Below are 22,736 nucleotides of genomic sequence, written 5' to 3' on the forward strand. Positions count from 1 at the left end.
TGTTAAACTCCTGATTCTCTAAGTAATTTTCGGAATGCAGCATCGGGAGTGATAACCTCGTCTGCAAGACCTAACTTGACACCCTCGGCGGCTAAAAAACAGGCTGCCTGAGTATCGCGAATAGTTTTTTCAGAAATGCCACGGTTGCGGGCAACAGTACTCACAAACAGTTTTCCCATCGCGTCTACATCATCTTGAATCGCGGTGCGGGCCTCATCGGTTAACGGCACATACGGATTGCTTTCAGCTTTACGGTCCCCGTAAGTGATGATTGTCACTTGCAGACCATCCTCTTTAATACGCTGTGACCAGTCACAGTGAATAACGATTACGCCGACTGAACCGACTCCTCCAGTCCGGGGAACACAGATTTTATCGGCGGCACTGGCTAACGCATAAGCAGCGGAGTAAGCACTTTCTGTCAAAATGGCATGAATGGGCTTTGTTCCACGAGCGGCATAAATCTCGTCCACTAAGTCAAAACATCCTGCGACTTCGCCACCCGGCGAATCGATATCTAAACAGATACCAGTTACTTCGGGATCATACAGTGCGGTCAAAAAGGATTGCCTGATACCGTCATACCCGGTCATGCCGCTATAAGGACGTAAAGAACCCAGTTTTTGGACTAATGTTCCCTGTATTGGTATTACCGCAATCCCTTCCACAACGTCATAACCGGCATCGTTTTTAGGGCGTGAAAAACTACCGTCATCGTCCCAATCCGACATGGCGTTAATCCGTGTCATACCGAACCGATCAGTTAGTGCGGCCATTACAATTTCGGCCTTGCGCGGATGCAGCGCCAGCGGAGTGTTAAATAGCCGTTGTGCTAAATGGGGTAAATTAATCATTACTCTACCTTGGGATCTTGAATAGTTTTATCAGCGGGAACATCCAGTTGCGCCCATGACGGCGGTGTTAGTCCGCGCTCTTTGAATGCATCGAGTTCACGCTTACGCTGATCGAGCATCTCCTCCCAGTCCTCCCCGGCGTTTTCTGCGGCTTCCATTTCTAACGTAGATAAACCGGCATCCATCCCAAGAATTGCCCCTTTCTTCTCCGCAACCGGATCAACCCATCCCCGCCCCGGCCCCATCCATTGCGCACGACAATAGGCGGCACGCGCTTCTAAAAAATCAGGTGCGTCAGCTGGTAGCGGTAAATCTTCTATGTCGTGAATTTCTTCGATAAAGGCGGTCAGAATGGGTTGAGCAAAGCCGATTGAGAAATCAGCGCGACGCCGGGTTAACGTTTTCCACGCTTCTAACATGGCTGAACGCGCAGAACTGTAGTTCACATCCGACCAATCTTGCGTCACTTGCTGAGTAGAAAGTCCTGTTGCTGCTGCGATATTGCGCAGCGCCGCACTTTCAAAACCTTCAAAATTGCTATGGGGCCGTGCTGCATTAACAGTCGTAATTTTCTCGCCGGGGTACATAATCGGGATGCGTGCCCCGTTTTGTAATGACAAACGGCGATCATTGTGAAACTCAACACGCCCCTGTTGATACGCGCCTAAATTTTCATCTTCACTTTCACCCAACGCGGCTTCAACTAACGCAGGGTCATACGGGGATTCGATATAAGCGCCGAATATCGCATTGAGTATTGCGGCCTCAAGCTCTGACTGATCATATTTAATGAGCATTTTCAGACGCTGAACAACCGGGGTTAGAATGCCATTGCCCCGGTGCTGTGCGCCGCGTTCATGATCAAAGTCGTGAACCACATGCGGACGCCCCCACTGCGTTTCACGCGGTACACGCTCCCACGTCATCGTTTTTGCACCGCTCCACCAGTCGCCGACATGGGCTTCCCTGATGTGATAGAACACAGGTGCGCCGTCATCGTCTATCTCTACGCCACCGCGAATATGCGGCATATCAAAATTTTGTTGCGGGTTACTGAGCCGGTCAGGGTCTACAATCTGAATGGTCGTTGCATAACGCCCTTTGCCCAACCCAAGTCTATCCAACCTGTATTGCAGCACTGCCAGTGCATCACCATCCAACAGTTTATGCCTGAACCCCAAACGCAGCATTTGGGAAACAGTTTGCTTACGCTCAACATCACAGTAACGGCCCGGATCATTGGCCCAAGAACGCCAGTGCGCCTCAACAACCTTTCCGTACTCGTCAGCCCAAGTTGCATCAAAAGCCTTATTACCAGTCACTAGCGCCAACATTCTGTAATCAGGCTTAATAATGGGCCGGAAATTGGCACCGATAGCATTATCAAGAACCCGGGTTATCGCACCACTAGCCCAACCATCATTACGCGCTAAATCACGTACACGCGAAACAATCCGATCACGATAAATATTAATTTCATTGTCTGGTGACCATAGAGCGGGTTGCCAATTTGCAAGCTGATCACTAGATGAATCAGCGGCGTCATACGGTACACGACTACCGCCGACCAACATAGATAGCTTCGGTCGGGAAGGCGGCAGTGGTTGCCCGTCCGGGCCTAAAATTCTTACTGTATTCATCAGAACCTAAACCTCACCGAGCGACGCGGACGCGGTACAATGCCAAGTTGGGCTTGCAATAATTGAATCAGCGCCATCAGATCAGCTATGCCTGATTGCTGATATGACACTGAGCGGGTCCCATCTCCCTGTGTGTATGAAAACGACACTCCACGGCTGCCCGCAGCTAGTTCAATATAAGCCTGCTGCGCTTTCATCAATGCAGCTTGAAGTTGCTCGCGCGTCATTGCGCCAGCCAGCAAGCTGGTTTTGGAGTTAAACATAGTGATCCTTTGGAAATTTTAGGACGGCAAAAGCTGAGACAAACTTTTTCGTTTCGGCTTTTCAGGTTCTTGAATAATAACGCCGGGATATTGCAAGCTGATTTTTTCCTCTGGCTCAACCGTAGGGGGTAACAATCGGCCCGGATTTTCTGTGATGCTTGTCACTAGTGCATTCAGTTTCAACCCCATATGCAGCAATCCACACAACGCGGCATACGCATAGACACGGCAGTCAAGCGCCTCGTTAGCCCTGCCCGGCAACTGCTCCCACACTCGGAACCTTTGCCCGCCAGATTCTTTTAATACAGAGCGCTCGGCTAAAAGTTGACTGAAATAATTCAAGTCTCTGTCTGCCGGAAAGTGCATATAACTTGCAGAAGGCTCACCCACTGCCGGGGGATCAAGATGCAAACGCCCGCGAACTGTATCTTTAGCAGCATTAACGCCAATGATTATCGGCTTGAAACTCGACTTAGTGCGCGACGTCGGTTTTTTAGTCGGCCACACTGGGGAGCGTTTACCGCCGCGTGCCGATTCTCCTTTTATCGCCCATACCCGGCGACCTATTCTGGCCTTAGAGAACTCGTAAACTTTCTGAGTATGGTGTCCGCCAGAGTCCATACATGCGGCCATAATCGTAAAGCCACGCCCATCCGCCCGCCGCCATATCTGTTTCAGGTAAGCATCTAAACGTTTCCACGGCTCATCAGTTTCCAAATCGCCTTCAATTACATCATAAGCAATAGACCAGCTTTCTTCATTGCGGCCCCAGCCAACAACTTCAATCTCAAAGCGATCATCTTGCGTATCGATACCCGCCGTCAAAACAGCTACGCCGTCAGGCACTTCGGCGGCAAAGACTTCACAGCGTTCGAGCAGTTTTCTTTCACTCAATGCCTTTTCTCCCCGATCTTCATACGGCTCACCCAGCACTAAGTTAATAAATGTCTGACGCATAAGAGGGTCATTTTTTACCCGTAACCATTCTGCAACTAAGTATTTCCACGCGGCGTTCTGAAACAAACTGTATCCCGCCCAGATATGAAATCCGGCATGACCTTTAAACGGCTTCGTTGCCCGCCACTCTCCGCGCTTCACAATGCCGCCTTTTTCGTTGTGATGGATCACGCAACCATTGTGACGACAAACGTAATATGCAGTATCAGGCAAGCCATTTCCGTTTTCGTCTTTGTCCCATTTGATCCCGTAGGGTGTATCCGGTCCGCCCCACTCTAATATCTGGTATTCATTACAATGTGGGCAAGGAACGTAATAGTAACGCTGGTCACTATCGCCGAACGACTTTTCAATCCTGCTTGTGCCTTTCACTGTAGGAGTTGAACCCAATACGATTTTGCGGTTCCAGAAAGTTTCACTTCGCTTGATGCCCAGTGCTATCTGGTCACCTTCCGCCCCAGCACCGCCGGAGGGATAGCCGTCCACTTCATCGAACAGGATGATGCGGCAGGTGATGCGCCGAAAGCCACCCGGTGAATTAGCACCGACCAGCGTCAGGTTCGCGCCGTTGGAGAAGGTTTTTTTCAGGATGGTCTGGTTAGAATCTTTGGCTTTCGCTTCACCGGCTATCTCCTTCAATGCCGGGGTATCCCGTAACATTGGGGCGATTTCGGTCTTACTGTAGTCTTCCGCATCTTCCACGCGGGGCTGCACCACCAAAATAGGGGACGGGTCATGTGACAAGTAATAGCCCACAACGTGATCCAGAATCTTAGTGTAGCCCACACGGGCGGATTTCATCACAGAGACCTGCGTCACGCGAGGATCGGTAATGGCATCCATCATGCCGTCCTGATATTTAAACGAACGAAATTTGCCCGTTTGAGCCGCATTCTCTTTTGACAGTACAGCGTATTTATTCGCCCATGCGCTTAATGAAAGCGGTTCGGGAGGCCGGATATCAGAACGGCGCTCATATAATTCTTGTGTGAAATTTTGCCAGGCGGAGGCGTTAGTTTTCTCCTCTGTTGTTATTCTCATCAAGGCTTAATTCCTCCATCGCCTCGTAAACCACCTCCTGTAACGCTTGTACAAATTCCGTATCATTAGTGGTAGAGGCCAATACACGTAAGCGCGGGCCGTGTTCGGGAGCAATAGCGATTAAGCGAGTACGCATTCTTGAGTACTCTTGTCCAACAGCTTCAATCATGTCTTTATACGGCAGCACCTGACCGGATTTAATTTCGTACTCTAATTGAGTGAGCAACGCGAGAAAGTTTTCTTTTAACGTCCGGGCCTCATCGAATGTCATCGTTGCGCCCTTTTCAGCGATCATCCGCTCGACGATTTTTGTCGGCGACTCAGTACGTCCGCTGTCAGGTTTGTTACCCTGAGATCTGTTACCTGACTTGTTACCCTGTTTGTTACCTGCTGCTTTTTTTTCCGGTCGGGTAACACTTTTCCGGTAACGCGCAATGTTGGTATTTGATGCCTCAACATTAATGTCGTCACCATCCGTAACCAGCCAGCCACGGGCTTTCCATTGGGTAACCGTCTTGCGGCTGACGCCGTGTAATTTGGCAAATTCTGACTGATTCATCTGTTACCTCGGTGTTACCTGTTACCTGAATTTCAAAATCTCATAGCTAGTGAAACATCGGGGCGCGCAATGCCCGTGATATATAAAGGCGCTGGGAAGGACCCATTCAAATAAAATGAGAATTATTATCACTTACCTAGATGACTCTTTGATGACAGAAGACACCATATCGCTGTGTCTATCGGCAATTCCAGCATCCACTAGCTCAGATATTAGCTCCTGCTTACTCATCGATTTCAGACGAGCGATAGCTTCTTGTGCTAGCTGCATTTGACTTTTCATATCACTCCCCCTCTTTAAGTGAACATGGATTGCATTAGCTGATGATTGTGACAGCCAGATTTAAGGTAATAATCGACACTCGACAAGAGGTTTTCCTTTTGCTCATTCGTAATATTTTCATAGATTAAAACAAGCTGTTTGGCAGGGCTTATATCGCAGTCGTAATGACTGACTCTATCTATTGGTTGAGCCAGCTTTAGATAATTTTCATCAGTACACCAAGGCACATAGAGACTTGATTCGATAACTAGATGATCATCCTTCTTATAAACCCTAACAATTATGTTATCTCTCAGCTTATCTTTAAATTCTTTAAAAGCATCGATGATGGCTTTTTCAGACTGTTCTCTTGATATCATTTGTCACCTCTTATTCTTGCGTGGGTAGTGTTACTGTTGGAATCAATTCATACTTCATTACAACCTCACTTAGCTGTTTTAATAGCTTCATCTAGAGCCTGGCTCATAGCTTGTGGCATTAATGCATCTGCCATTTTCATAGCACGTTCCTGATAACCCAAGACAGGTGCAACAGGTAATGCATCACCGAACCGGATTAATAGCTTCGGCGGTCTTTGCTTTGCTCTATCTCGACGAGTACCGTTCGGAGAACGCTTTAACCGCTTCTTACCTTTTTTAACTTTCTTGGCCTTTTTGCGCTGCCATACGCCATTAACGTTATTACCATATCGGGTTGTTACTTCACCGATAAATACATCGGGCTTGGCCTTTAACTGTTGGAGCTTATTGCGGGGTAAATTGCCGTATTTATTTAACTTAATATCCTTTGGGTTTAATAGAGCATTGCCGTTGAGCTTATGCACACCACCAACTTCAAACGGCTCTAAGTAACCAGCGGCGGTTTTCATAACAAAAACTTTAGCTTTCAGATTGTTTTTGCGCGCACCCACAGAACGAACTGAGTTAATAGTAAAAGGAGTGGGATTATCCAGCTTACGCTCTATCGCTTTCTTTTCAGCTTGTTCAATCTGCCGGGCAACTTTTGTTAATGCTTGCGCTGTGGCAAATGGAATTTGCTTCTTTATTTGAGTCAGTTTATTAGACAGCTCTTTTAATCCTGCCATCAGACCAACCTTAATATTCTAAGATATCTGTAACTCAACACCAATCAACCCAATTGCAAGAAGGGCCTCTCCATCCGGGTAATCAGCCAACATTTTATGCATTACCTTTTCACAAGCACGACAGTTTTCCTGTTGCTGCTCTGGCAATGAAGCAATTAACCCTCGAAACATCAGTATTGTTTGTTCATCTGTTGTCATCGTGCTATTTCCTCAAAATAAAAAAGGCCGCACTGGGCGACCGGTTATCTGATTATATGCCTGCTTTGTTAACCCACTCAGGCGGCGCGGGTTTCTCGCTTTCCACAGTCAAGAAAAATTGATATGTTGATCATTCCACAGTCAAATGAGGAGTAACCAAAATGGCAGATTTCACTGTCCGTATAGAACTTCATAATGCCGATTCTGATGACTATGATTTACTTCATAAAAAGATGGAAGCTAAAGGATTTAGCAAGACGATCGCCTCTAATAATGGAGTTGCTTATAAATTACCTGATGCTGAGTATGATTACAGTTCCAGCACAAAAAAACGTGGTGATGTTTTAGATTTAGCGTATGGGGTGGCTAAATCAATAAAAAAGAATCCATCAGTATTGGTAACTGAGTCTAAGGGTAGAACATGGGAAGGACTGAAAAAGACCTAATCAGCATCTGCGCAGTCTGAATCACTTTCTACCGGAGGCTCTTCGCTTTCCAAGGCCACAAATGAATCTCTCACACGGTGGCCTAAAAACCTCGCTGTACCATCCGGTAAATCAGATAATTGTTGATATTTCATTCTCAGCATATCCGCTAATACTTCACGTGCTGCGACTTGTGAATCGATTGTTAAGTCTTCAAATTTCATTTTAAACCCTCGCTAAACCGGAAACAGTTGTAATCAGAACTTTCTACTTTTCAGTCTGATAAATCCCCGGCATTTTAAATACCGTCTCGGATTGAATCACTACTATCGAGCACTCTGTCAGCAGAATGCTCTGAATGAATGACTACTCTTCATCTGCTGATGAAATCTCACTTTCATCGAACCATTTCTCAGATGCGCAACCATTTGAAGCCCTATAACTAATCAAATAGTCATTGAGGTTATTTATATATTCTGCCCGGCCTTTGACTTCACCCACTTCACCGCTGATGTTGATTTTGACAGCCTGCTTTAAATTATATCTGAACATTTGATTTTTCCTGTTTCTGATAGACATCTCATTGATTTCTCCGAGGTCCTCACTTTGGGGATGGCCTGACTGAACTGTATTTACTCGCCCACGCCCTGGCTATATGAAGACAGTCATCGTACATCTTGCCCTTACGACTCGCTGATGAAGCTCTTCGATAGTGATCGAGTGCTTTGTCACTTGCCATTCCTGAAATAGATGAAGAAAAGCCGAGCTTAACTAACTCGGCCTGTATGTTATTCGCTATGAATTGCTCATGATTCATGTTTGCGGCTCTCCGCCAGAGAAGTCATCAAAGCCGGGCAACGTAAGCTGCGATAATTCCAGAATGGTTTGCCTGGCCTTGCGTAGTTTCTTTAGATGACGCTTACGAAGATTCATCATTTCACTACCGGGTCTACCAAAGTTGCTATAAGACCACTTATCAGCGGCAACTACTCGATTCTGCATCTCACTAAGTGTCAGTGACTTTAAGCTTTCCATGTCCATCAAAGAGAGATCTGTCTGACTCTCCTTGTCTGCCAAATCAAGTAACCACCGACGAAGTTGCTTGGCGGCTTCTGTATCTGCCAACATGCCAAGTAAATGAGAGCCTCTGATAGAGAAAATTCTGACCTTCTTCTTACGTAAGCTATTGTTTATTCCAATGGTCATTGATTCAGTGACCATTGTCATATCGCTAGTGAACTCATCTTTATTTGAGTTAAAAAGGTTAGTTACAGACTTCTCATTTTTATATTCAAGCAACTCTGCAAGATGCTTACTCGTGAACCAGGTTTTCCCGTCATGATTATCGAACGGGACAATAGTGTGATTTTTGAAAGTTAATGATGTGCTCATGGTATTACCCTATAGAAAGACGAACCTGTTCACACAGAAATACCGCCCGCAGAAATACCATTTAACGTTTTTCTCAGGTTCGCTTTCTGTAAGGCTCTGCGTTTAGAAATAGATGCGCGTGTGAATGCGCTAGATAATAAAAAGCCCCGAATTAAACGAGGCTGTTACTGACACTGAGTTTTGATGTACTCCTGCAAGTATTTAGTTTGCTTTTCGTTCTCAACAATCATTCTTCGGAGAGCGAAATAATCTTGTTCAGCTGCCGGGTTAAATCGTGGGGTTCCTGCATCGCCCAGGCGGGAGGAGGAACCGGTTTCACTTTGATTACAGGTTGCCGCGATACGCAACCGGAGGCGGCCAGCGGCAACATCATCACGAAGAGCATCAATTTCAGATTTGGCATGAGCAAGCTCTTTTGTATGTTTCACATCAAGCTCGTTCAACATCGTGATGTGAGAGTTCTGATAGTTGATAGTGTCTGTGAGTTGCTGAATTTCTGATTGCTGCTGCTTTGTAATTCGTTGCTCTCTCTGTAACTCAGAGTGATAGTAATACGCTGTCAGAGAGATAACGATTAATGCGAGTATCGTGTAGTAATGAGCGTTGAATTTCATGACCGCCTGCCAACAAATTGATTGTATTTCTCGTTAAAAAAAACGAATCCAACAACAATTGGCATCAAAATAACCCATAGCGGCCATATGATTGACATAAACATAATTAACCCAAATTCCGCCGGGTAATTAGATTGTTTTTCTATCAATGTAAAAATAATCAATGCCGCAATCACAACGACAAAATAAATTACCGGAACCAGAATCTGAATAATGCTCATCACTCAATTCCTTATAACTTGGTTGAATTTCATGATAAAAACATCAATTTTTCAGATGCCCGTCGCGCATCAAGACCGGGTAAGACGTGCCCACCAGCCTGATTCCATCTCATAAACTCATTTGCTGCCCCTTTGTAGTCACCCGCGTTAAGCTTTTTCAGCAACGTAGAACGAACGAAAGCACTGACACCACAGTTGAAGATAAATGAACACAGAGCATCAAATTGGCCCTGAGTCAGTGGCACTTTGGCTGAGTTTTCCAAAGTGATGTAAACCGGGGCTAAGTCATCAAGCAAGAACTGAGTAGCTTGCTCATCTGTGATTACATCACCTGGCTCTACTTCCAATGTATGACCATAGCCAATTGTCCAGACACCCGCGGGACAGCGATACGCCATCAGACTGCACCCTTCGTAGATTTTGAGTGCTTTTAAACCCTTTTCACTGATTTGCATCTGATACCCCCGCTTTACGATTCAAAGTCCCACGCATCAACTGGCCGAAAAAATCAGTGCCCAGATAACCAATAATGACGCTGCCGATATATGCTAAGTCGGTACTCAGATTTAAGAAGACGAGTAAGTCACGAATGAACCATGCGATAAGTGCACACATCAGCGCATCAATCATTGTCTTCCAAAATTTACCGCCGTTATATCGGCCTCTGAGATATGCCATTGTTGCAGCCAGTGCCGCGCCTAAACCTTGCTCTTTGACTGATAACAGCCATAACCATAGCTGCATCCATATATCAGGCTGCTTGTCCATGAGTTTCATTTCCACCCCCATAAAATGGGCGTCCGTGGGGGTGAGCTATGTTCGCCCCGTGAATGAGTTAATAGGATGCCGCCCCGAACTGGCGACGGCGGATACGCAATGTGTAATGTTTAGCGGGTGTTATCCCACGTGGTTTTTGAATTTAAACTGTGGTCCTGCCTATGTGAGCGATGCGTTCGGCCGAGTCTGTCACGCTCCAATGCTCTTGTTGTTGCCAGTAAAAAGCCTCGATATGTACACTGTGATTTGTATATCAGTACGAATTCATTCACATGACATTCATTCATCTATAGTATATTTTTAGTGGCCTATTAATATTTTTTTATGAGACATAGTCATGGAGCAGGAAGAATTAAACGTTATAAATTTTGGAATAAAATATGACGGTGACACTGAAAATGGCCCATTAAATCACCAAATTGACGCTCGATTACTGGGGACATCAATGGTGTCTTTATGCGATTTAATCGAGCAATCCAACAAAATAATCAATGGCGAATCATCAGAGATTCACATAGATGTCAGAGCACATAAAGAAGGATCGTTTGAATTACTGCTTTCCATTGCCCAAGACATGTCAAATGTTGATGTGCTTGATGTCATTGGATTGACAAAAACAGCCGCCACAGGTGCAACCATCGGTAGTTTGTTTGGGGTAATCAAGTGGCTTAAAGGCCGTAAAGTTGCTGACAGCGAATATGATGCGGATACAGATACTTATTCTTTGATAACAAAAGATAACGAAAAGATTGAGTGCACAGAGACCGTTAAAAAACTCATATCATCAGACATCGTTATGAGAGGAGTGAATGATATCGTATACGCTCCTTTGACTGATGACGAAATATCCAGCGTGACATTCATAAAGGACGACTTGCCACTTGAGACTATAGAGAAAACGGAAAAAAATGTTTTTCAACTTAGCCGTTCTCCTATCAAATCTGAGAAAGACTCAGAAACTCATACCAGTGAAGTCCACATAACCAGTGTTAATTTCACCAAGAAAACCGGTTGGAAAATGATGTTCCACGATGGGGAAGAGGTTTCGATTTCAATGAATGATGCTGCTTTCATTGAAAGGATAAACCTGAATAAAGCATCGTTCAGCAAAGATGATTTATTCCAAGTGAAGTATACTAAAACTCAGACCAAAACCGATGGTGTTCTGGTGGGTAATCCAAGATACTCAATTGAACAGGTTATGCGCCATCGAGCCGCAAACGACAGAAAAATTGTGTAATCACATAGAGAAGAAGATGCCAACATGTTCATGAATATCATGATATTAATAACAGTACTGGTGATCTCATTCCAATTCGCAAGATTTGGGGTGTATTACCTGCTGGCATTTTTTTTCCCAAGTAAATATGTGAATGTAATTTACACTGACAGGAATGGAACTAAACATTCCAAAAAAATATCTCTCAGAGAAGAGGATGCAGAGCAGCTTGCCGCAACACTTAGTGAGATAAAGAAAAATACTCAAAACAAGGAACACTCCAATTGATTGGTGGTTCTAAGTACCTGTTGATGCAAGCTTGGTTGATTCCAATAATCAACCATATACTTAGTAAGTTAATTAAAGCATATCTAGTCACTTTAGATAGTCTTCTTCCTTTCTTGCCAGGAATATCCGTGGGTATCGCGCACGTAATAATTCTGTTATTGGTCTTAATTAACGTGCCAAGTCTTCCGGCGATGATGTTTAAAATATCAGTAAAAAAGCAAAGGACTGCTTTGAAAAAAATGATTAATAATTCACCATCAGAGGAACATAAAAAATTACTGAATAAAAAATTGGAAGATTTAGATATTAAAGAGCTAGACTTCCAAAATATGCAGATTGAATCATCTAGTAATCTTCAAAAAGCTGAATTAGAAGAAAAAGAGCTAAACTAATTCCTTACACCGCAACAAAAAAAAGCCACGCAATGCGTAGCCCTATATATGAAAAAACCCCGCGGAAACGAGGCTTGTTAATTCGATAAGTTGTGTGACATAGCTATCACTCTTATCACAATATAGTGACTTTTGTAATTACACAACCCTTATTTATGCAAAATGATAGATATTTTCTTTTTGAGTTACTTTATCTATTTCTAATTTAATATTGGCTATTGCCAAACAGCCCTCAATAAATCCCTCCGCCGCCTGTAATCGCTTAGCGACTTGATTATGTGAAATACCAAGCCTTGAACCCATTATTCTGAATGGCATTCTTCTCACGTAATACATAACAATAAGCTGAAAATAATAAGGGTTATAATCTTTTAACCTTCTCATTGCCGCATCCACCGCGAGACCATCATCATCACAGCACTGTGGCCGCGACCCAATTTTGTTTGGAATTAATCCTTTGAACCCAGCAGCAATATGCGACCAATCAACGTCACTGTTATCATTTGCCGCCCATGATCCCCAACGCTCCAACACCAATTGAATATCACGCATATATTTCTCCGGCTATTTCAATACTGTTGCTATACGACAATCGTAACGAGTGCTATATGCTTTACGCAGACGACTCTCTTTATTTATTCCGACTTCTTGTCTAACTACGAGAGTTCCATTTCGTTTTTGAGTAACAACATGATGATGCTTTGTTTCATGTCGTAAAAATCTGGCTTCTTCTATTGCTGCTTCAATATCAGTGAAGATTGTCATTGCTTAATCTCTTGAATTTATCTTTGTAATAATCCCGGATCTGCTCGTAATCATCACGTTTACATTTCTGCAAAGCATGATGAGACATCAATTTATCAAATCGCTCTTGCCCAATTTTCTCAATCAGACCCGGTTTATAATTAATGATATTTCCCGATAAGTGATTATTGCATGGGGCGCATTGCTTATGAGCATTATCCTCGTTAAATCTCAGCTCGGGATGAGCCTTAATTGTTAGATAGTGCCCTGCGTGATATTGCCCATCATGAAATCGCCCGCAGCTAATACACGGAAGGTCTCTATCTCTTTCCCTGATAAACGCATTAAACGCTTGCTGTGCCTGATTTTTGAAATATGACAATGGTTTTACTGCTAACTTACGGACTTTAAGTTTATCTTTCTTCTCTGCTAACTCTTGTTGCTGTTTCTTTTTAAGTTCCCGCTCTAATTTTTCCCGGTCCCTGTTTCTTTTTCTGATTGCTAATTCATCGCCATGCTCCGGGTTGCACCAATATATATTATTGAACTTTGGCATAAACCATTCGCAGCATATTTTACACTTTCTCCTCACCGGCTTTTTCATAATTATTCACTCATCATCAGAAATACAATCATTGCTGCTCTCAGTGGATTCTTATCGTTAACTTCAATGCACGCATTATGATACTGACGCGCTGACCAAAAATCATTTACATAAACCAGGCTGATTTTATTCTTAATAACAATTGGCATTGCATCAGCGCAATCATTGCAATATTCAAACGGTCCGATTTTCGAAAAATCAGATTCATATTGAAATTTAATATCAGCCATTACCTGACGATGAAATACACGAAACGCATGATTACGCTGTCGAATATTAATAATTTCCGCAAAGCTTTCTTTGTATTGCTTAATCAATACTAATTTATTAATTTCAAAATCTGACAATTCACTGTATTTATTTTTCATTTCTATTTCTCCGTCTGTCCCACTTTGCACGTAATAGTTCATGAACGTAATCAAACGTTTTAATTTCTGATTCGGTGGGAACTGGCTTTGATTTTTTATTTTATGGGACTTTATAGATTAGATTATTGATGACTCGCTGAGTCTGTGATGTTTGTTGACTCATTTACTTCATCCGACTTTCTATTGATTAATACATTAACGCATTGGATAATACACTCATTACAAATATCACTGTTATTCATTCTTGAGACTAAATGATTAACTTCATCTTGTGATTTACCACAGAAGTTACACCAATGTTTATTACCTGCTATCATTTATCTTGCTCCTGTTTTAATTTCATATATTGAGAATTATTTGGAATAGTCACTAAGCAACCAATGTCAAAAGCCCACTTTTCAACTTGCGCCATAAAATAGAACATTTCACCCGTGTCTAATTTTGACGTCTTTCTCAGCGTTCTGACGCGCTCTGTCAGCTGAGTAGTGAGATCAATAGCCTCTATGACTTCATAACCCAAAAATGTATGTTTAAGTGCGTCTTTAACATCCTCCGGCGTTAATTTAGCGTTATTCTTATTTAAATAACGGCTTATTTCACCGCACCACAAATGAAAAGTGTTATTTTGTGGAATTGAGCGAATATCTTTCCACGGCTTAATAATAATGCGGTGCGGTTGTTTTGTTTGGAGTGTTTCTTTTAATATTTCCCACGCTTGGGATTTATTCGATTCGTGAAAACAAAAATCAGCTTCCATCTAGCCCCCGTTATTCATTTCTATCAGTCCTTGTTTCAACCATTTAACAGTATTCTTCTTGAATTTACGGATCTGACGTTTTGTGGGTTTAGCTGGAAATAAGAAAATATCATCATCCCAGTCCACCGATATTTTTAGCACCCACCGATTACGGTAATAATACACGCTGACGTCTACCGGATAGCTATGATTATTCATTGTTATTGACTCTCTTATTCCATGCTTGAATAGCATCAGATTGAGAAAAAAATATGGCAGTTTGGTTTTTGCATGTAGTACAAAACACAATTACCAACTTCCATGAAGTGCATAATTTTGCGGCTTCACCGCCGCAAAATGGGCACGGCTTAAGTTTCTCTGTCATATCAAAAGTCCTTACTGTGTGAGTTTAAATTGAATTTCTGTCTAATTTCAGCGAGATGATTTAATGCCCGCTCCTTGCTGCTCGTAATGTGTAATTTAGGGATCTGCTTAACTGGCGCAGGTATTTGCTCCCCTGATTCCATTCTCCGCGACATAGCAATAAGCTCTTTGCTGCAACGCTTACGCAACTCTGACTCTGTGAGATTAAGACCGCGCATCTGCGAGTACAATTTAGTAACAATCCAGTAGCAGGCATTTGACTGCCACGGGTAATTCTCAGCAGAACTGTACAATCCACGCTTTGCGCTATAGTCCATGATCATGTCATATAGTTCTGACTCATCCGGCAAACCAGCGTTCTTGATACCGCCTTGCTTGCACCAAGATACAAACTGACCTGGCGACGGCATAAATGGTGTATCTTGCTGACGGGCGATCTTCATTCCTGCATTGACATGTTCAACGGTTCTGATGCCATTTTCAGCAAAAGCGAGAACCCACTGCCGCCGCAGTTCGTTAAAATCGTCCTGTGTTTTGATATTTGCCATCAGAGCCGGAAAAGCGCCCTTTAGCTGGCGAAATAACTCATTGAAAATTTCAGCAGCTTGTTTTGTGACTTGTGTTCCCTGTTGTGGTTTTTGAGATCCGGCCATAGCCTGCAAAGCTCTGCTATCCCGATTCTGTACCACTCTAGCAAGATTTCTCATATCGTTAGCCCGTCTACCCAGTCTGTATTATTAAAATCCAGGCTCTGCTTAGCACGCGGCGGATATTTTGGCTTGAATAGCCCTTGCCACCCGTTTGCTATGCTTGTGTTAATCACGTCAGCTGGATCATGCCCCTCATCAAAACATTCTTTCAGGAAATTAAGCGCTTTAGTAACCGTGATCTGGGTTTTAATCTGCTTGCCAGATTGCTGGCGATAACTCACCCATTCAGCCCATGACTCAGAATTTAGCCATTCAGGAATTTCAATCGTTGTCGGATCGAATTTAGACTTTGTTTTTTTTGGCAAAGGGACTATAGGGTTATCATTGTCTTTTTTGTCTTTTGTAATAGTGTCTTTTGTCTGTCCCTTTTTTGGTGACAGGGCTGTCACGGTTTTAGTGACACTTTTTGTCACTGCTTTGGTGACAATGACACTATTTTGGTGACACTCTGGAATTTCCCACTCAGAAAGATTCTTATTCGGTCCGATTAACTGCCCCTCTTTTATTAATACTTTCATAGCGATAAGTTCATTTTTAGCCTTGTTTACTTTCTGCCTTGGCAGTCGAGTTAACTCAGCTATTTGGCTGTCAGCAATCCGATCCATCTTCTTGTTGAAGCCGTAAGTTTTTCGGCAAACGGCATGAGCTACTTTTGCTTGATTCCGCGTAAGATTCGCCCCAATCAACTCTTCATAAAGTTCATTAGCAATACGTGTATAGCCATCTTCAACATCAGCCACTTTAACAACCTCCCTGCGCTGGGGTGCGGGAAAATTAATTACCTCCGCTGTGTTCATGTGACCTCCTTTTCAGCTTGATTTTTCTTGTAAAATCGCTGCTTCTTTGACATGATATTTACCTGTGTTAGTGGTTAATAAGGGGGGCGCCTATCCCCTGTTGATTTACATTTCAGATTCGATCTGATTAGACGCCTCGCCTGTTACAGCAGCCGGGGCTTTTTCTTTCGGTTCTCTGATATGCTCTAAAGCAGCTAATAGCGCCCTGGCATCCTCTCCTGTGATCACAACTGATTCATCTTTCGCGTCATACTCAATTGCAACTAAGAAACGAGCCATTTTCTCAATGAAACTAATGTCATCAATTCGCTGCGGTCGTTGCCAGCGTGCAATTTGAGATTCATGTATCCCAACAGTTTCAGCGACATTCCTTGCACCTTTTAGCACCAGTTTTTTAATCAATTTACTTTCCATTTCTCGAAACTTGCGTTCCATTGCGATATTCATCTGTTAAATTTCCTAAATAAAATAAAGTTAATAGCCCAAGGGCTACGCTCCCCGATTAACGAGGAATCCCTATTGCTTACACAGGGATCTACACTTTTTAGCGTAGGGGGCGGATTGTTAAAGAGCATGCGAGCTAAACTTGATTGTTTGTATTATTAATACTGTTGCACTATGTGAATCGCATCAGTCATATATCTTTTTGGGTAAAGAATTTGCATTTCATTGATCTCACCCTTGAAGTAACGAGATAACTTCTCGGCGGTATCAAGTGAAGGACTTTGTATCCCTCGCTCAATCCTGCTTAAGTTTCCAATATCAACGCTTGTTGCCTTGGAAACTTCGGAAATAGTTAATCCTTTTTCTATGCGTATCTTTCGAAGTGGTGTTTTCATATTTACCTCCTTTTAAATGCGTATTGCGCATATTACACCACGCAAAAAATATGCGCAATACGCTTTGCGCGAAACGCATTACTAGAATGTAATAGGCTTATGAAAATAGGTGAAAAAATAAGAAAACTTCGCCAAGCGAAGAAAATGACACTCCTTGATCTGGCGACAGCTATAGACAGCGATGTCGGAAACTTGTCTCGCCTTGAGAGGGGAAAACAAGGTTACAGTGATTCAATACTAAATAAGATCGCTGAAGCACTATCTGTTCCAGTTGCTGAACTCTTTTCATCAAATGACGTTTTGGGTACTGTAAATAAAGTCAGTCCCAATTCACAAACTGACTCTAAGGAGAGCGGTATGTATAAAGTTGATGTACTTGATGTTTCTGCTAGTGCTGGCTTCGGTAGTGCAATTAATGATGTTATTGAGGTAATTAGATCTATTGAATATACCGCTCGATATGCGAATACGATATTCGGTGGCAGGCCAGAAGGAGCCGTAGCGCTAATCAACGTTCGTGGGGATTCAATGGAGGGTACAATCGAATCAGGTGATCTGATATTCGTTGATACTAACGTCACATTTTTTGATGGTGATGGAATATACGTTTTTTATTTTAACGGAGATTTGTATGTAAAACGCCTTCAAAAAGTTAAATTTGAACTAAAAGTGATATCTGATAATGACAGATATGAAACGTGGTCAATCACAAAGGATGAATGTAAAATGCTGCATATCGAAGGTAAAGTACTTGTTAGTCAATCACAGCAAATAAGGCGGCATGGATAGAACGCAACTACACATCTATACCCCATGTTTTGAATGTGGTATATAATTACACTAATGGTAAATTTACTTTACTACCGAGGCAATCCATATGAAAAAAGCAACTAAACGTTTTCTTCGCTCTATGGGCTCTATTCTTGATATCAATCCCTCAAGCAACTATAGCGAATACAGAGATTTACCAACAGACACAGAATTAATCAGAAATGATTGGAGTTCTGTTGGAAGCTACATCAAGGACTCAATGAAAGACAATGCACAAAAGAAGATCGCCAAGCACGAAGAAACCAGACCAAATTATTAATCAGTCAACACCATCATCTAGTGACGCCAAAGACAGTAAAACTGAATTACTGGTTAATGAGGTAATAAAAAACCCAGAAGTTTTACAGAAACTTGCATTACGGCCCGAAGGAATTGGAATGATAATGCAAGTTACCACCCTTCGTTCCGGTCCACTACCTGATGCTGATGAATTGTCTAAATATGATCAGATATATCCAGGGTTAGCAAAAGAAATTGTCGACATGGCAAGAAGTGCTCAACATTTTCGACAAGAACAAGGACGAAAATCACTCTCTGGTGACATTTGGAAAGACAGGATCGGGCAAATATTTGCACTTCTCTGCGTCTTAATCATATCTGGCGTAGCTGTTTACATGATATATAGAGGCGAATCAGGGTATGCCAACACATTGATGACCACAGTGCTAGCTTCACTGGCTGGGGTGTTCATCTATGGAAGATATGAAAATTCCAAAGATACCAGCTCCAAAAACAAAAAAAAACCCTCAAAAAAATAACCATTACCCAGCTCATATGCTGGGTTTTCATTGCCAATCCTCCCAATTTCTGTTTTAAAACCTAAGTTGAATTACACCTTCAGACACTTCCCAACAAATTTTTTAAGTAAATTTGCTTTAAAAACAAAATGATGAACAACAACAATAAAACAACCGCAAATATGCGCTTGACGCATTTGCGTATTGCGCATATATTTAATTCATCAAAAGCACACAGACAAGGAAACAGTAATACCAAGCAGTACCGCTCTTTAACAATATGACGATTAATCGCTCTGAATCAATGTTAGAGCAACTCATTGAGTATGTTTTGGTGTGGAAGCCCACAGCTAAAACTTACTTAGGAGGAAAAAATATGGATGACAATAACAAAATCCTCACATTAAGAGGATTAGTTGAAAAACAACCGTCAATTAAAGTTATTCCTAAAAAAGATAACGCGAAGAATCGCAGATTAGCTAAACAAATCCAATTTTGGGATAGAAAACGCGCTGAATACGAAGTTAAACCAGTTACAAGGCGCGATCGTGTTAAGAAAGTTCTTTCAGTACAAGAGACGAAAGTATATGCAAGTGTTGATAACAGATGCCTGCCAAACACCTGGCTCTATTCAGTCAGATAAATATGAGGCATTAATTATGAAAAAATCATTTTATGTTGTCGCTGGGAAATATGTAGAGTACGAAGGCGAACAAACTGAGGATATCAAATTTGCTCATTCCTTTAACTCGATGGAAGAAGCAGAGCAATGCGTTATTGAAAATGAATTAACAGTATGCCAGATATGCCGAATTGAAGTTTATTTCAATTAACTAATTACAGCTCATTTCCGTGTGGGCTGTGGTGAGTTAACTACAGGAGAATAAAAGTGGAACTCGATAAGTTATTAAATGAAATACGTGATGCAAAGAGGTATATTGAACGAATAGAACGTGTGCTTCTTTACAGCAAAGCGAATGTATTGTGTATAGCTGTGGCTGGTGATTTAGGTGTCAATGCTCCCGCCGACGATAAATTTCTCATTGATGCTCTAAACAGTAAAAAAATAGAGCTAACTGATAGATTGAATAAGTTAAATGAAGCAAAACAAATTTCTGAAAAAATAATTTCAGGACTGATTGCGTGAATTTAGCCACACTTGGGAAAATATGGAAACTTAGGCAGGGAAGCTACTTATTAATTAAACATGAGGATTAAACAATGTCAAAGAAATTAACAAAAGATTTAAAGAAAGAAATAGTCAATAATGCGTTGTCATTAGCCGGGATTTCTGAATCATATGTACAATTGGGGCAAGAAAAGTACCAACTCGCAAAAGACGTCCGAATTGCGGCGTTGGGCGGAGAAGAAAAATCCAAACATTACAATCTCATATATGATAAGGCACTTGAAGCTATTAAAGAGTTTCAAGTTAATATTGACAGCGATATTCATATTTATAAGGCAACAGATTACGGGATATGTGCGGCGTTTGGTGGGTTACAGTCGGGAAGATTACCTTACGGCAAAGATGAATTGGGAAAAGACATTAAGTTAATAACACCTGAGCGGAAACATTGTCGTTTTCCAGCGGACAATGAACTCTCTGTTCGATTTACGAAGATAGAAAAAAAAGTCAGTGAGCTAAACAATAAGAAAGAGGAAATAAAAAATAACGTTTACGCTATTTTAAATTCAGTCACTACAACAAAGCGACTTATTGAAGTCTGGCAGGAAGCGAAAGATTTAATTCCATCTGAGGAAATCAGAAGTATAAACACTTCACTGTCAGTAAAAGTTGAAGACTTAAACAAAATGATTGGTATATCTAAAGGCGAGGATTAAACAATGTCAGACAATAAAAGACACGTGCACGCTGAGTTAATGATGGAATATGCGATAGATGCTTCGAAGACTGATAAACCTTGGGAGCTATATGAATGGAGGCAAAAAGGTGATGGATGGCTAAAATGCGGTTCTAATCCAAAATGGATCGATTTTTATGAATATCGCCGCAAGCCCGAGATGATAACAGTCGGAAAAGTCAGTTTTCCGAAGCCTGTTGATTATGAATTAAAAACAGGTGCGGGGTACTGGGTGGCTGATTGGGATTGTTATATATATCACTGGGATGCCGGTGACACTGATATGCGTTTATTAAAAAGAGGTCAGATTCATTTAACAAAAGAAGCTGCTCAGCAACATTGTGATGCATTAATTAAAATAAGTAGAGGTGAGTTTTAATACATACGGAGTTATGACGCCAGTGGATGGCGCGGAGATATATCATGAAAATAACAGAGGTAATAAAATATGTCAGATAAAAATGAATTGGTTGTTATTGATATAAAACCAGAACAGGCTCCAACTCTTTATGTTGAAAATGGGCTTGATAAGTTTTTAAATAAAATCCGAGAATCAGCAAATGAGGTTCCTGATTTAACAACAAAAAAAGGCCGTGACAGAATTGCGTCATTAGCTGCACAGGTTTCACGTAGCAAAACAGCAATAGAAAAACCGGGACGTGAATACCTTAAGCGACTCAAAAATGCAGTAAAGCCCGCTGAACAAGAAATTAAGCGCTTTGTTGATGCATGCAATGAGCTACGCGATGAAGTTCGTAAGCCGCTTACTGACTGGGAAGCCGAACAAGAGCGCATTGTTCGTGAAGAAAAAGCACGAATAGCAGCACAGGAACTGGCAAAGCAAATCGAAACTGATCATGAAATTGCTCTGTTAATGAATGAAAAATTTGATAGAGATTTGGCAGAAAAGAAAGCCGCTGAAGAACGTCTACGCATTGCTCGTGAAGAAGAAATTAAGCAGCAGGCAGCAGAAAAGGCCAGGCTTGATGCAGAGCAAAAAGCACGCTCTGAAATCGAAGCAGCATCACGACGCGAGGAAGAAGCAAAAGCAGCTACAGCACGTGCCGAGCGTGAAAAACTGGAAGCATTAGAACACGCTGAACGTGAGAAACAAGCCGCAATTGAAGCAGAGCGACGCAAAGCAGCAGCAGCTGAGCAAGCTCGTCTGGCTAAAATTCAGCGTCAGAAAGATGAAGAGATGCGGCGGCGGGCTGACATTGATCATCGTAAACGTATTAACAATGAATCTCTGCAAGAGTTAATTAAAGCCGGAATCACGAAAGAATGCGCAATGAACTGCATTAAAGCCATTGCAGCAGGCAAAACATCTCACTTAAAAATCATCTATTAATTATGAAAATAAACAAACAATTTTTCAATTTAGCTCAGTCTAAAGCAAAGGTGGCATTCAGAATAGAATGTCAAATAGAGTGGTTTATAGCCATGCAATACTTGAGATTGGCATATGAAGATGATTAAAGAGTGGCTCTTCGCTATGTTATATCCATCGTGTTTAATTCTCTTCGCGACGTTAATTTTAATTTTTTTGAGATAAATAATATGAAAACTCGTGGTCAAATAGCTGATGAAAGATTATCAGCTTATGAAAAGATATTATTCAACAATCCTTTAGAAAAGGAGATTATTGAATATAAAATCGAATGCAAAAGAAATGAATTAACTTTAACTTCGCTTAAAAGGGTTATCATAGACGCACGGATTTGTGGAATGATATTAAGCAATGATGATTTGAGTGGATTAGCTGACTCTGATTTTATTGACGAATATTTATATGACACTCAAACGGAAATATTGAAAAGGATTTCAATGATTGAGCGTTATCTCGAATTGAGTCAAGAACAAGACCCCGCGGAATGGGAATTAGATAATGCCAGCGGATGGCTTTAATTAACAA

Annotated in this window: 43 protein-coding genes; 14 read left to right on the forward strand and 29 right to left on the reverse strand. The window is 41.9% G+C overall.

All coding sequences use genetic code 11. The annotated features are described in order from the left end of the window. Positions 1-2: 2 nt before the first annotated feature. From ACUN2T_RS19510 to ACUN2T_RS19550, 9 genes are all read right to left on the reverse strand, one after another. Entirely contained in the window at positions 3-851 is an 849-nt protein-coding gene (locus tag ACUN2T_RS19510; protein ID WP_445497897.1) for a S49 family peptidase, read from the reverse strand. Between the two features lie 2 nt (positions 852-853). Further along, positions 854-2,494: a phage portal protein gene (locus ACUN2T_RS19515; protein WP_445494042.1), complete on the reverse strand. Its 1,641-nt coding sequence runs from the start codon at positions 2,492-2,494 to the stop codon at positions 854-856. After that, on the reverse strand, positions 2,494-2,757 hold the full coding sequence (gene gpW, locus ACUN2T_RS19520; RefSeq protein ID WP_445494041.1) for a gpW family head-tail joining protein: 264 nt from the start codon (positions 2,755-2,757) through the stop codon (positions 2,494-2,496). The genes ACUN2T_RS19515 and gpW overlap by 1 nt, the downstream gene beginning before the upstream one ends. 18 nt (positions 2,758-2,775) lie before the next feature. Further along, positions 2,776-4,755 (reverse strand): phage terminase large subunit family protein, encoded by a 1,980-nt coding sequence (locus ACUN2T_RS19525; protein ID WP_445494040.1) that lies wholly within the window; start codon positions 4,753-4,755, stop codon positions 2,776-2,778. After that, a complete protein-coding gene (locus tag ACUN2T_RS19530) occupies positions 4,727-5,314 on the reverse strand; it encodes an RNA polymerase subunit sigma-70 (RefSeq protein ID WP_445494039.1) in 588 nt (195 codons plus the stop codon). The genes ACUN2T_RS19525 and ACUN2T_RS19530 overlap by 29 nt, the downstream gene beginning before the upstream one ends. A 132-nt stretch (positions 5,315-5,446) precedes the next feature. Then, positions 5,447-5,584, reverse strand: a complete 138-nt coding sequence (locus ACUN2T_RS19535; RefSeq protein WP_445494038.1) for a hypothetical protein — start codon at positions 5,582-5,584, stop codon at positions 5,447-5,449. A gap of 26 nt (positions 5,585-5,610) precedes the next feature. Beyond that, positions 5,611-5,955, reverse strand: coding sequence for a hypothetical protein (locus tag ACUN2T_RS19540; protein ID WP_445494037.1), 345 nt, complete (start codon positions 5,953-5,955; stop codon positions 5,611-5,613). 65 nt (positions 5,956-6,020) lie between these two features. Beyond that, on the reverse strand, positions 6,021-6,680 hold the full coding sequence (locus tag ACUN2T_RS19545) for a hypothetical protein (RefSeq protein ID WP_445494036.1): 660 nt from the start codon (positions 6,678-6,680) through the stop codon (positions 6,021-6,023). 18 nt (positions 6,681-6,698) lie between these two features. Continuing rightward, positions 6,699-6,878, reverse strand: coding sequence for a hypothetical protein (locus ACUN2T_RS19550; RefSeq protein WP_445494035.1), 180 nt, complete (start codon positions 6,876-6,878; stop codon positions 6,699-6,701). Positions 6,879-7,039: 161 nt separating this feature from the next. Between ACUN2T_RS19550 and ACUN2T_RS19555 the strand changes: the two genes are divergently transcribed. Continuing rightward, the gene (locus tag ACUN2T_RS19555) at positions 7,040-7,324 is read left to right on the forward strand and encodes a type V toxin-antitoxin system endoribonuclease antitoxin GhoS (protein ID WP_445494034.1); all 285 of its coding nucleotides are present in this window, start codon (positions 7,040-7,042) and stop codon (positions 7,322-7,324) included. Here ACUN2T_RS19555 and ACUN2T_RS19560 read toward each other — a convergent pair. The 7 genes from ACUN2T_RS19560 to ACUN2T_RS19590 all read right to left on the reverse strand — a co-directional run bounded on the left by ACUN2T_RS19560 (position 7,321) and on the right by ACUN2T_RS19590 (position 10,307). Continuing rightward, a complete protein-coding gene (locus ACUN2T_RS19560; protein ID WP_445494033.1) occupies positions 7,321-7,527 on the reverse strand; it encodes a hypothetical protein in 207 nt (68 codons plus the stop codon). The genes ACUN2T_RS19555 and ACUN2T_RS19560 overlap by 4 nt on opposite strands. A 142-nt stretch (positions 7,528-7,669) precedes the next feature. Then, positions 7,670-7,855, reverse strand: a complete 186-nt coding sequence (locus ACUN2T_RS19565) for a hypothetical protein (RefSeq protein WP_445494032.1) — start codon at positions 7,853-7,855, stop codon at positions 7,670-7,672. A gap of 261 nt (positions 7,856-8,116) precedes the next feature. Then, entirely contained in the window at positions 8,117-8,695 is a 579-nt protein-coding gene (locus tag ACUN2T_RS19570) for a BRO-N domain-containing protein (protein ID WP_445494031.1), read from the reverse strand. Positions 8,696-8,859: 164 nt separating this feature from the next. Then, entirely contained in the window at positions 8,860-9,309 is a 450-nt protein-coding gene (locus ACUN2T_RS19575; protein ID WP_445494030.1) for a lysis protein, read from the reverse strand. Next, complete coding sequence (locus tag ACUN2T_RS19580) at positions 9,306-9,530, reverse strand: hypothetical protein (protein WP_445494029.1); 225 nt, start codon at positions 9,528-9,530, stop codon at positions 9,306-9,308. Before ACUN2T_RS19580 ends, ACUN2T_RS19575 begins: the two co-directional genes overlap by 4 nt. 29 nt (positions 9,531-9,559) lie before the next feature. Continuing rightward, entirely contained in the window at positions 9,560-9,985 is a 426-nt protein-coding gene (locus ACUN2T_RS19585) for a lysozyme (protein WP_445494028.1), read from the reverse strand. Further along, on the reverse strand, positions 9,972-10,307 hold the full coding sequence (locus ACUN2T_RS19590) for a phage holin, lambda family (RefSeq protein WP_445494027.1): 336 nt from the start codon (positions 10,305-10,307) through the stop codon (positions 9,972-9,974). Before ACUN2T_RS19590 ends, ACUN2T_RS19585 begins: the two co-directional genes overlap by 14 nt. Positions 10,308-10,644: 337 nt before the next feature. Between ACUN2T_RS19590 and ACUN2T_RS19595 the strand changes: the two genes are divergently transcribed. The 3 genes from ACUN2T_RS19595 to ACUN2T_RS19605 are packed head-to-tail and all read left to right on the forward strand — an operon-like array spanning position 10,645 to position 12,206. Continuing rightward, the gene (locus ACUN2T_RS19595; protein ID WP_445494026.1) at positions 10,645-11,547 is read left to right on the forward strand and encodes a hypothetical protein; all 903 of its coding nucleotides are present in this window, start codon (positions 10,645-10,647) and stop codon (positions 11,545-11,547) included. 24 nt (positions 11,548-11,571) lie between these two features. Continuing rightward, positions 11,572-11,814, forward strand: coding sequence for a hypothetical protein (locus tag ACUN2T_RS19600; protein WP_445494025.1), 243 nt, complete (start codon positions 11,572-11,574; stop codon positions 11,812-11,814). After that, complete coding sequence (locus ACUN2T_RS19605) at positions 11,811-12,206, forward strand: hypothetical protein (RefSeq protein WP_445494024.1); 396 nt, start codon at positions 11,811-11,813, stop codon at positions 12,204-12,206. The genes ACUN2T_RS19600 and ACUN2T_RS19605 overlap by 4 nt, the downstream gene beginning before the upstream one ends. Positions 12,207-12,359: 153 nt before the next feature. Here ACUN2T_RS19605 and ACUN2T_RS19610 read toward each other — a convergent pair whose 3' ends face one another. From ACUN2T_RS19610 to ACUN2T_RS19670, 13 genes are all read right to left on the reverse strand, one after another. Continuing rightward, the gene (locus ACUN2T_RS19610) at positions 12,360-12,758 is read right to left on the reverse strand and encodes an antiterminator Q family protein (RefSeq protein WP_445494610.1); all 399 of its coding nucleotides are present in this window, start codon (positions 12,756-12,758) and stop codon (positions 12,360-12,362) included. A 12-nt stretch (positions 12,759-12,770) separates the two neighbouring features. Further along, positions 12,771-12,971 carry a hypothetical protein gene (locus tag ACUN2T_RS19615; protein ID WP_445494611.1) on the reverse strand — a complete coding sequence of 67 codons (201 nt, stop codon included), beginning with the start codon at positions 12,969-12,971 and terminating at the stop codon, positions 12,771-12,773. Then, positions 12,955-13,554, reverse strand: a complete 600-nt coding sequence (locus tag ACUN2T_RS19620; RefSeq protein ID WP_445494612.1) for a recombination protein NinG — start codon at positions 13,552-13,554, stop codon at positions 12,955-12,957. Before ACUN2T_RS19620 ends, ACUN2T_RS19615 begins: the two co-directional genes overlap by 17 nt. Positions 13,555-13,556: 2 nt before the next feature. Continuing rightward, positions 13,557-13,922: a DUF2591 domain-containing protein gene (locus tag ACUN2T_RS19625; protein ID WP_445494613.1), complete on the reverse strand. Its 366-nt coding sequence runs from the start codon at positions 13,920-13,922 to the stop codon at positions 13,557-13,559. Beyond that, the gene (locus ACUN2T_RS19630; protein WP_445497931.1) at positions 13,912-13,986 is read right to left on the reverse strand and encodes a hypothetical protein; all 75 of its coding nucleotides are present in this window, start codon (positions 13,984-13,986) and stop codon (positions 13,912-13,914) included. Before ACUN2T_RS19630 ends, ACUN2T_RS19625 begins: the two co-directional genes overlap by 11 nt. Before the next feature lie 58 nt (positions 13,987-14,044). Next, positions 14,045-14,239: a ClpX C4-type zinc finger protein gene (locus ACUN2T_RS19635; RefSeq protein WP_445494614.1), complete on the reverse strand. Its 195-nt coding sequence runs from the start codon at positions 14,237-14,239 to the stop codon at positions 14,045-14,047. Continuing rightward, complete coding sequence (locus ACUN2T_RS19640) at positions 14,236-14,679, reverse strand: YbcN family protein (protein WP_445494615.1); 444 nt, start codon at positions 14,677-14,679, stop codon at positions 14,236-14,238. Before ACUN2T_RS19640 ends, ACUN2T_RS19635 begins: the two co-directional genes overlap by 4 nt. Then, complete coding sequence (locus tag ACUN2T_RS19645; RefSeq protein WP_445494616.1) at positions 14,680-14,877, reverse strand: DUF7279 family protein; 198 nt, start codon at positions 14,875-14,877, stop codon at positions 14,680-14,682. Next, positions 14,870-15,043, reverse strand: a complete 174-nt coding sequence (locus ACUN2T_RS19650; RefSeq protein ID WP_445494617.1) for a Lar family restriction alleviation protein — start codon at positions 15,041-15,043, stop codon at positions 14,870-14,872. The genes ACUN2T_RS19645 and ACUN2T_RS19650 overlap by 8 nt, the downstream gene beginning before the upstream one ends. A gap of 1 nt (position 15,044) precedes the next feature. Further along, a complete protein-coding gene (locus ACUN2T_RS19655; protein ID WP_445494618.1) occupies positions 15,045-15,749 on the reverse strand; it encodes a replication protein P in 705 nt (234 codons plus the stop codon). Next, positions 15,746-16,492, reverse strand: a complete 747-nt coding sequence (locus ACUN2T_RS19660) for a replication protein (protein ID WP_445494619.1) — start codon at positions 16,490-16,492, stop codon at positions 15,746-15,748. Before ACUN2T_RS19660 ends, ACUN2T_RS19655 begins: the two co-directional genes overlap by 4 nt. Before the next feature lie 162 nt (positions 16,493-16,654). After that, the gene (locus ACUN2T_RS19665) at positions 16,655-16,996 is read right to left on the reverse strand and encodes a CII family transcriptional regulator (RefSeq protein WP_445494620.1); all 342 of its coding nucleotides are present in this window, start codon (positions 16,994-16,996) and stop codon (positions 16,655-16,657) included. A gap of 155 nt (positions 16,997-17,151) precedes the next feature. Continuing rightward, the gene (locus ACUN2T_RS19670) at positions 17,152-17,388 is read right to left on the reverse strand and encodes a helix-turn-helix domain-containing protein (protein WP_445494621.1); all 237 of its coding nucleotides are present in this window, start codon (positions 17,386-17,388) and stop codon (positions 17,152-17,154) included. 99 nt (positions 17,389-17,487) lie between these two features. Here ACUN2T_RS19670 and ACUN2T_RS19675 point away from each other — a divergent pair, with 99 nt between their 5' ends. From ACUN2T_RS19675 to ACUN2T_RS19720, 10 genes are all read left to right on the forward strand, one after another. Beyond that, positions 17,488-18,177, forward strand: a complete 690-nt coding sequence (locus ACUN2T_RS19675; protein ID WP_445494622.1) for an XRE family transcriptional regulator — start codon at positions 17,488-17,490, stop codon at positions 18,175-18,177. Positions 18,178-18,265: 88 nt separating this feature from the next. Beyond that, positions 18,266-18,478, forward strand: a complete 213-nt coding sequence (locus ACUN2T_RS19680) for a hypothetical protein (RefSeq protein WP_445494623.1) — start codon at positions 18,266-18,268, stop codon at positions 18,476-18,478. After that, positions 18,429-18,977 (forward strand): DUF2335 domain-containing protein, encoded by a 549-nt coding sequence (locus tag ACUN2T_RS19685; RefSeq protein ID WP_445494624.1) that lies wholly within the window; start codon positions 18,429-18,431, stop codon positions 18,975-18,977. The genes ACUN2T_RS19680 and ACUN2T_RS19685 overlap by 50 nt, the downstream gene beginning before the upstream one ends. Before the next feature lie 355 nt (positions 18,978-19,332). After that, entirely contained in the window at positions 19,333-19,599 is a 267-nt protein-coding gene (locus ACUN2T_RS19690; RefSeq protein WP_445494625.1) for a hypothetical protein, read from the forward strand. A gap of 16 nt (positions 19,600-19,615) precedes the next feature. Beyond that, the gene (locus tag ACUN2T_RS19695; RefSeq protein WP_445494626.1) at positions 19,616-19,789 is read left to right on the forward strand and encodes a hypothetical protein; all 174 of its coding nucleotides are present in this window, start codon (positions 19,616-19,618) and stop codon (positions 19,787-19,789) included. A gap of 56 nt (positions 19,790-19,845) precedes the next feature. Next, positions 19,846-20,103, forward strand: a complete 258-nt coding sequence (locus tag ACUN2T_RS19700; RefSeq protein ID WP_445494627.1) for a hypothetical protein — start codon at positions 19,846-19,848, stop codon at positions 20,101-20,103. A 74-nt stretch (positions 20,104-20,177) separates the two neighbouring features. Beyond that, complete coding sequence (locus tag ACUN2T_RS19705; protein WP_445494007.1) at positions 20,178-20,801, forward strand: Nmad5 family putative nucleotide modification protein; 624 nt, start codon at positions 20,178-20,180, stop codon at positions 20,799-20,801. A 3-nt stretch (positions 20,802-20,804) separates the two neighbouring features. Next, on the forward strand, positions 20,805-21,200 hold the full coding sequence (locus tag ACUN2T_RS19710; protein WP_445494006.1) for a hypothetical protein: 396 nt from the start codon (positions 20,805-20,807) through the stop codon (positions 21,198-21,200). A 69-nt stretch (positions 21,201-21,269) separates the two neighbouring features. Then, entirely contained in the window at positions 21,270-22,172 is a 903-nt protein-coding gene (locus ACUN2T_RS19715; protein WP_445494628.1) for a hypothetical protein, read from the forward strand. A gap of 209 nt (positions 22,173-22,381) precedes the next feature. Continuing rightward, positions 22,382-22,729 carry a hypothetical protein gene (locus tag ACUN2T_RS19720; protein WP_445494629.1) on the forward strand — a complete coding sequence of 116 codons (348 nt, stop codon included), beginning with the start codon at positions 22,382-22,384 and terminating at the stop codon, positions 22,727-22,729. Positions 22,730-22,736 lie beyond the last annotated feature (7 nt).

This window comes from Photorhabdus machadonis (genome assembly GCF_052657765.1).

Excerpts from the sequence above, each read along its gene's own strand:
- ACUN2T_RS19560 (WP_445494033.1), bottom strand. The coding sequence starts at position 7,527 with ATGAAATTTGAAGACTTAACAATCGATTCACAAGTCGCAGCACGTGAA.
- ACUN2T_RS19675 (WP_445494622.1), top strand. The coding sequence starts at position 17,488 with ATGAAAATAGGTGAAAAAATAAGAAAACTTCGCCAAGCGAAGAAAATG.
- ACUN2T_RS19545 (WP_445494036.1), bottom strand. The coding sequence starts at position 6,680 with ATGGCAGGATTAAAAGAGCTGTCTAATAAACTGACTCAAATAAAGAAG.
- ACUN2T_RS19645 (WP_445494616.1), bottom strand. The coding sequence starts at position 14,877 with ATGAATAATCATAGCTATCCGGTAGACGTCAGCGTGTATTATTACCGT.
- ACUN2T_RS19585 (WP_445494028.1), bottom strand. The coding sequence starts at position 9,985 with ATGCAAATCAGTGAAAAGGGTTTAAAAGCACTCAAAATCTACGAAGGG.
- ACUN2T_RS19575 (WP_445494030.1), bottom strand. The coding sequence starts at position 9,309 with ATGAAATTCAACGCTCATTACTACACGATACTCGCATTAATCGTTATC.
- ACUN2T_RS19565 (WP_445494032.1), bottom strand. The coding sequence starts at position 7,855 with ATGTTCAGATATAATTTAAAGCAGGCTGTCAAAATCAACATCAGCGGT.
- ACUN2T_RS19615 (WP_445494611.1), bottom strand. The coding sequence starts at position 12,971 with ATGACAATCTTCACTGATATTGAAGCAGCAATAGAAGAAGCCAGATTT.
- ACUN2T_RS19695 (WP_445494626.1), top strand. The coding sequence starts at position 19,616 with ATGAAAAAATCATTTTATGTTGTCGCTGGGAAATATGTAGAGTACGAA.
- ACUN2T_RS19550 (WP_445494035.1), bottom strand. The coding sequence starts at position 6,878 with ATGACAACAGATGAACAAACAATACTGATGTTTCGAGGGTTAATTGCT.
- ACUN2T_RS19555 (WP_445494034.1), top strand. The coding sequence starts at position 7,040 with ATGGCAGATTTCACTGTCCGTATAGAACTTCATAATGCCGATTCTGAT.
- ACUN2T_RS19635 (WP_445494614.1), bottom strand. The coding sequence starts at position 14,239 with ATGATAGCAGGTAATAAACATTGGTGTAACTTCTGTGGTAAATCACAA.
- ACUN2T_RS19665 (WP_445494620.1), bottom strand. The coding sequence starts at position 16,996 with ATGAATATCGCAATGGAACGCAAGTTTCGAGAAATGGAAAGTAAATTG.
- ACUN2T_RS19710 (WP_445494006.1), top strand. The coding sequence starts at position 20,805 with ATGTCAGACAATAAAAGACACGTGCACGCTGAGTTAATGATGGAATAT.
- ACUN2T_RS19535 (WP_445494038.1), bottom strand. The coding sequence starts at position 5,584 with ATGCAGCTAGCACAAGAAGCTATCGCTCGTCTGAAATCGATGAGTAAG.
- ACUN2T_RS19625 (WP_445494613.1), bottom strand. The coding sequence starts at position 13,922 with ATGAAAAATAAATACAGTGAATTGTCAGATTTTGAAATTAATAAATTA.
- ACUN2T_RS19580 (WP_445494029.1), bottom strand. The coding sequence starts at position 9,530 with ATGAGCATTATTCAGATTCTGGTTCCGGTAATTTATTTTGTCGTTGTG.
- ACUN2T_RS19650 (WP_445494617.1), bottom strand. The coding sequence starts at position 15,043 with ATGACAGAGAAACTTAAGCCGTGCCCATTTTGCGGCGGTGAAGCCGCA.
- ACUN2T_RS19530 (WP_445494039.1), bottom strand. The coding sequence starts at position 5,314 with ATGAATCAGTCAGAATTTGCCAAATTACACGGCGTCAGCCGCAAGACG.
- ACUN2T_RS19685 (WP_445494624.1), top strand. The coding sequence starts at position 18,429 with ATGCACAAAAGAAGATCGCCAAGCACGAAGAAACCAGACCAAATTATT.
- ACUN2T_RS19610 (WP_445494610.1), bottom strand. The coding sequence starts at position 12,758 with ATGCGTGATATTCAATTGGTGTTGGAGCGTTGGGGATCATGGGCGGCA.
- ACUN2T_RS19620 (WP_445494612.1), bottom strand. The coding sequence starts at position 13,554 with ATGAAAAAGCCGGTGAGGAGAAAGTGTAAAATATGCTGCGAATGGTTT.
- ACUN2T_RS19540 (WP_445494037.1), bottom strand. The coding sequence starts at position 5,955 with ATGATATCAAGAGAACAGTCTGAAAAAGCCATCATCGATGCTTTTAAA.
- ACUN2T_RS19680 (WP_445494623.1), top strand. The coding sequence starts at position 18,266 with ATGAAAAAAGCAACTAAACGTTTTCTTCGCTCTATGGGCTCTATTCTT.
- ACUN2T_RS19640 (WP_445494615.1), bottom strand. The coding sequence starts at position 14,679 with ATGGAAGCTGATTTTTGTTTTCACGAATCGAATAAATCCCAAGCGTGG.
- ACUN2T_RS19590 (WP_445494027.1), bottom strand. The coding sequence starts at position 10,307 with ATGAAACTCATGGACAAGCAGCCTGATATATGGATGCAGCTATGGTTA.
- ACUN2T_RS19515 (WP_445494042.1), bottom strand. The coding sequence starts at position 2,494 with ATGAATACAGTAAGAATTTTAGGCCCGGACGGGCAACCACTGCCGCCT.
- ACUN2T_RS19595 (WP_445494026.1), top strand. The coding sequence starts at position 10,645 with ATGGAGCAGGAAGAATTAAACGTTATAAATTTTGGAATAAAATATGAC.
- ACUN2T_RS19600 (WP_445494025.1), top strand. The coding sequence starts at position 11,572 with ATGTTCATGAATATCATGATATTAATAACAGTACTGGTGATCTCATTC.
- gpW (WP_445494041.1), bottom strand. The coding sequence starts at position 2,757 with ATGTTTAACTCCAAAACCAGCTTGCTGGCTGGCGCAATGACGCGCGAG.
- ACUN2T_RS19655 (WP_445494618.1), bottom strand. The coding sequence starts at position 15,749 with ATGAGAAATCTTGCTAGAGTGGTACAGAATCGGGATAGCAGAGCTTTG.
- ACUN2T_RS19570 (WP_445494031.1), bottom strand. The coding sequence starts at position 8,695 with ATGAGCACATCATTAACTTTCAAAAATCACACTATTGTCCCGTTCGAT.
- ACUN2T_RS19720 (WP_445494629.1), top strand. The coding sequence starts at position 22,382 with ATGAAAACTCGTGGTCAAATAGCTGATGAAAGATTATCAGCTTATGAA.
- ACUN2T_RS19705 (WP_445494007.1), top strand. The coding sequence starts at position 20,178 with ATGTCAAAGAAATTAACAAAAGATTTAAAGAAAGAAATAGTCAATAAT.
- ACUN2T_RS19525 (WP_445494040.1), bottom strand. The coding sequence starts at position 4,755 with ATGAGAATAACAACAGAGGAGAAAACTAACGCCTCCGCCTGGCAAAAT.
- ACUN2T_RS19670 (WP_445494621.1), bottom strand. The coding sequence starts at position 17,388 with ATGAAAACACCACTTCGAAAGATACGCATAGAAAAAGGATTAACTATT.
- ACUN2T_RS19715 (WP_445494628.1), top strand. The coding sequence starts at position 21,270 with ATGTCAGATAAAAATGAATTGGTTGTTATTGATATAAAACCAGAACAG.
- ACUN2T_RS19690 (WP_445494625.1), top strand. The coding sequence starts at position 19,333 with ATGGATGACAATAACAAAATCCTCACATTAAGAGGATTAGTTGAAAAA.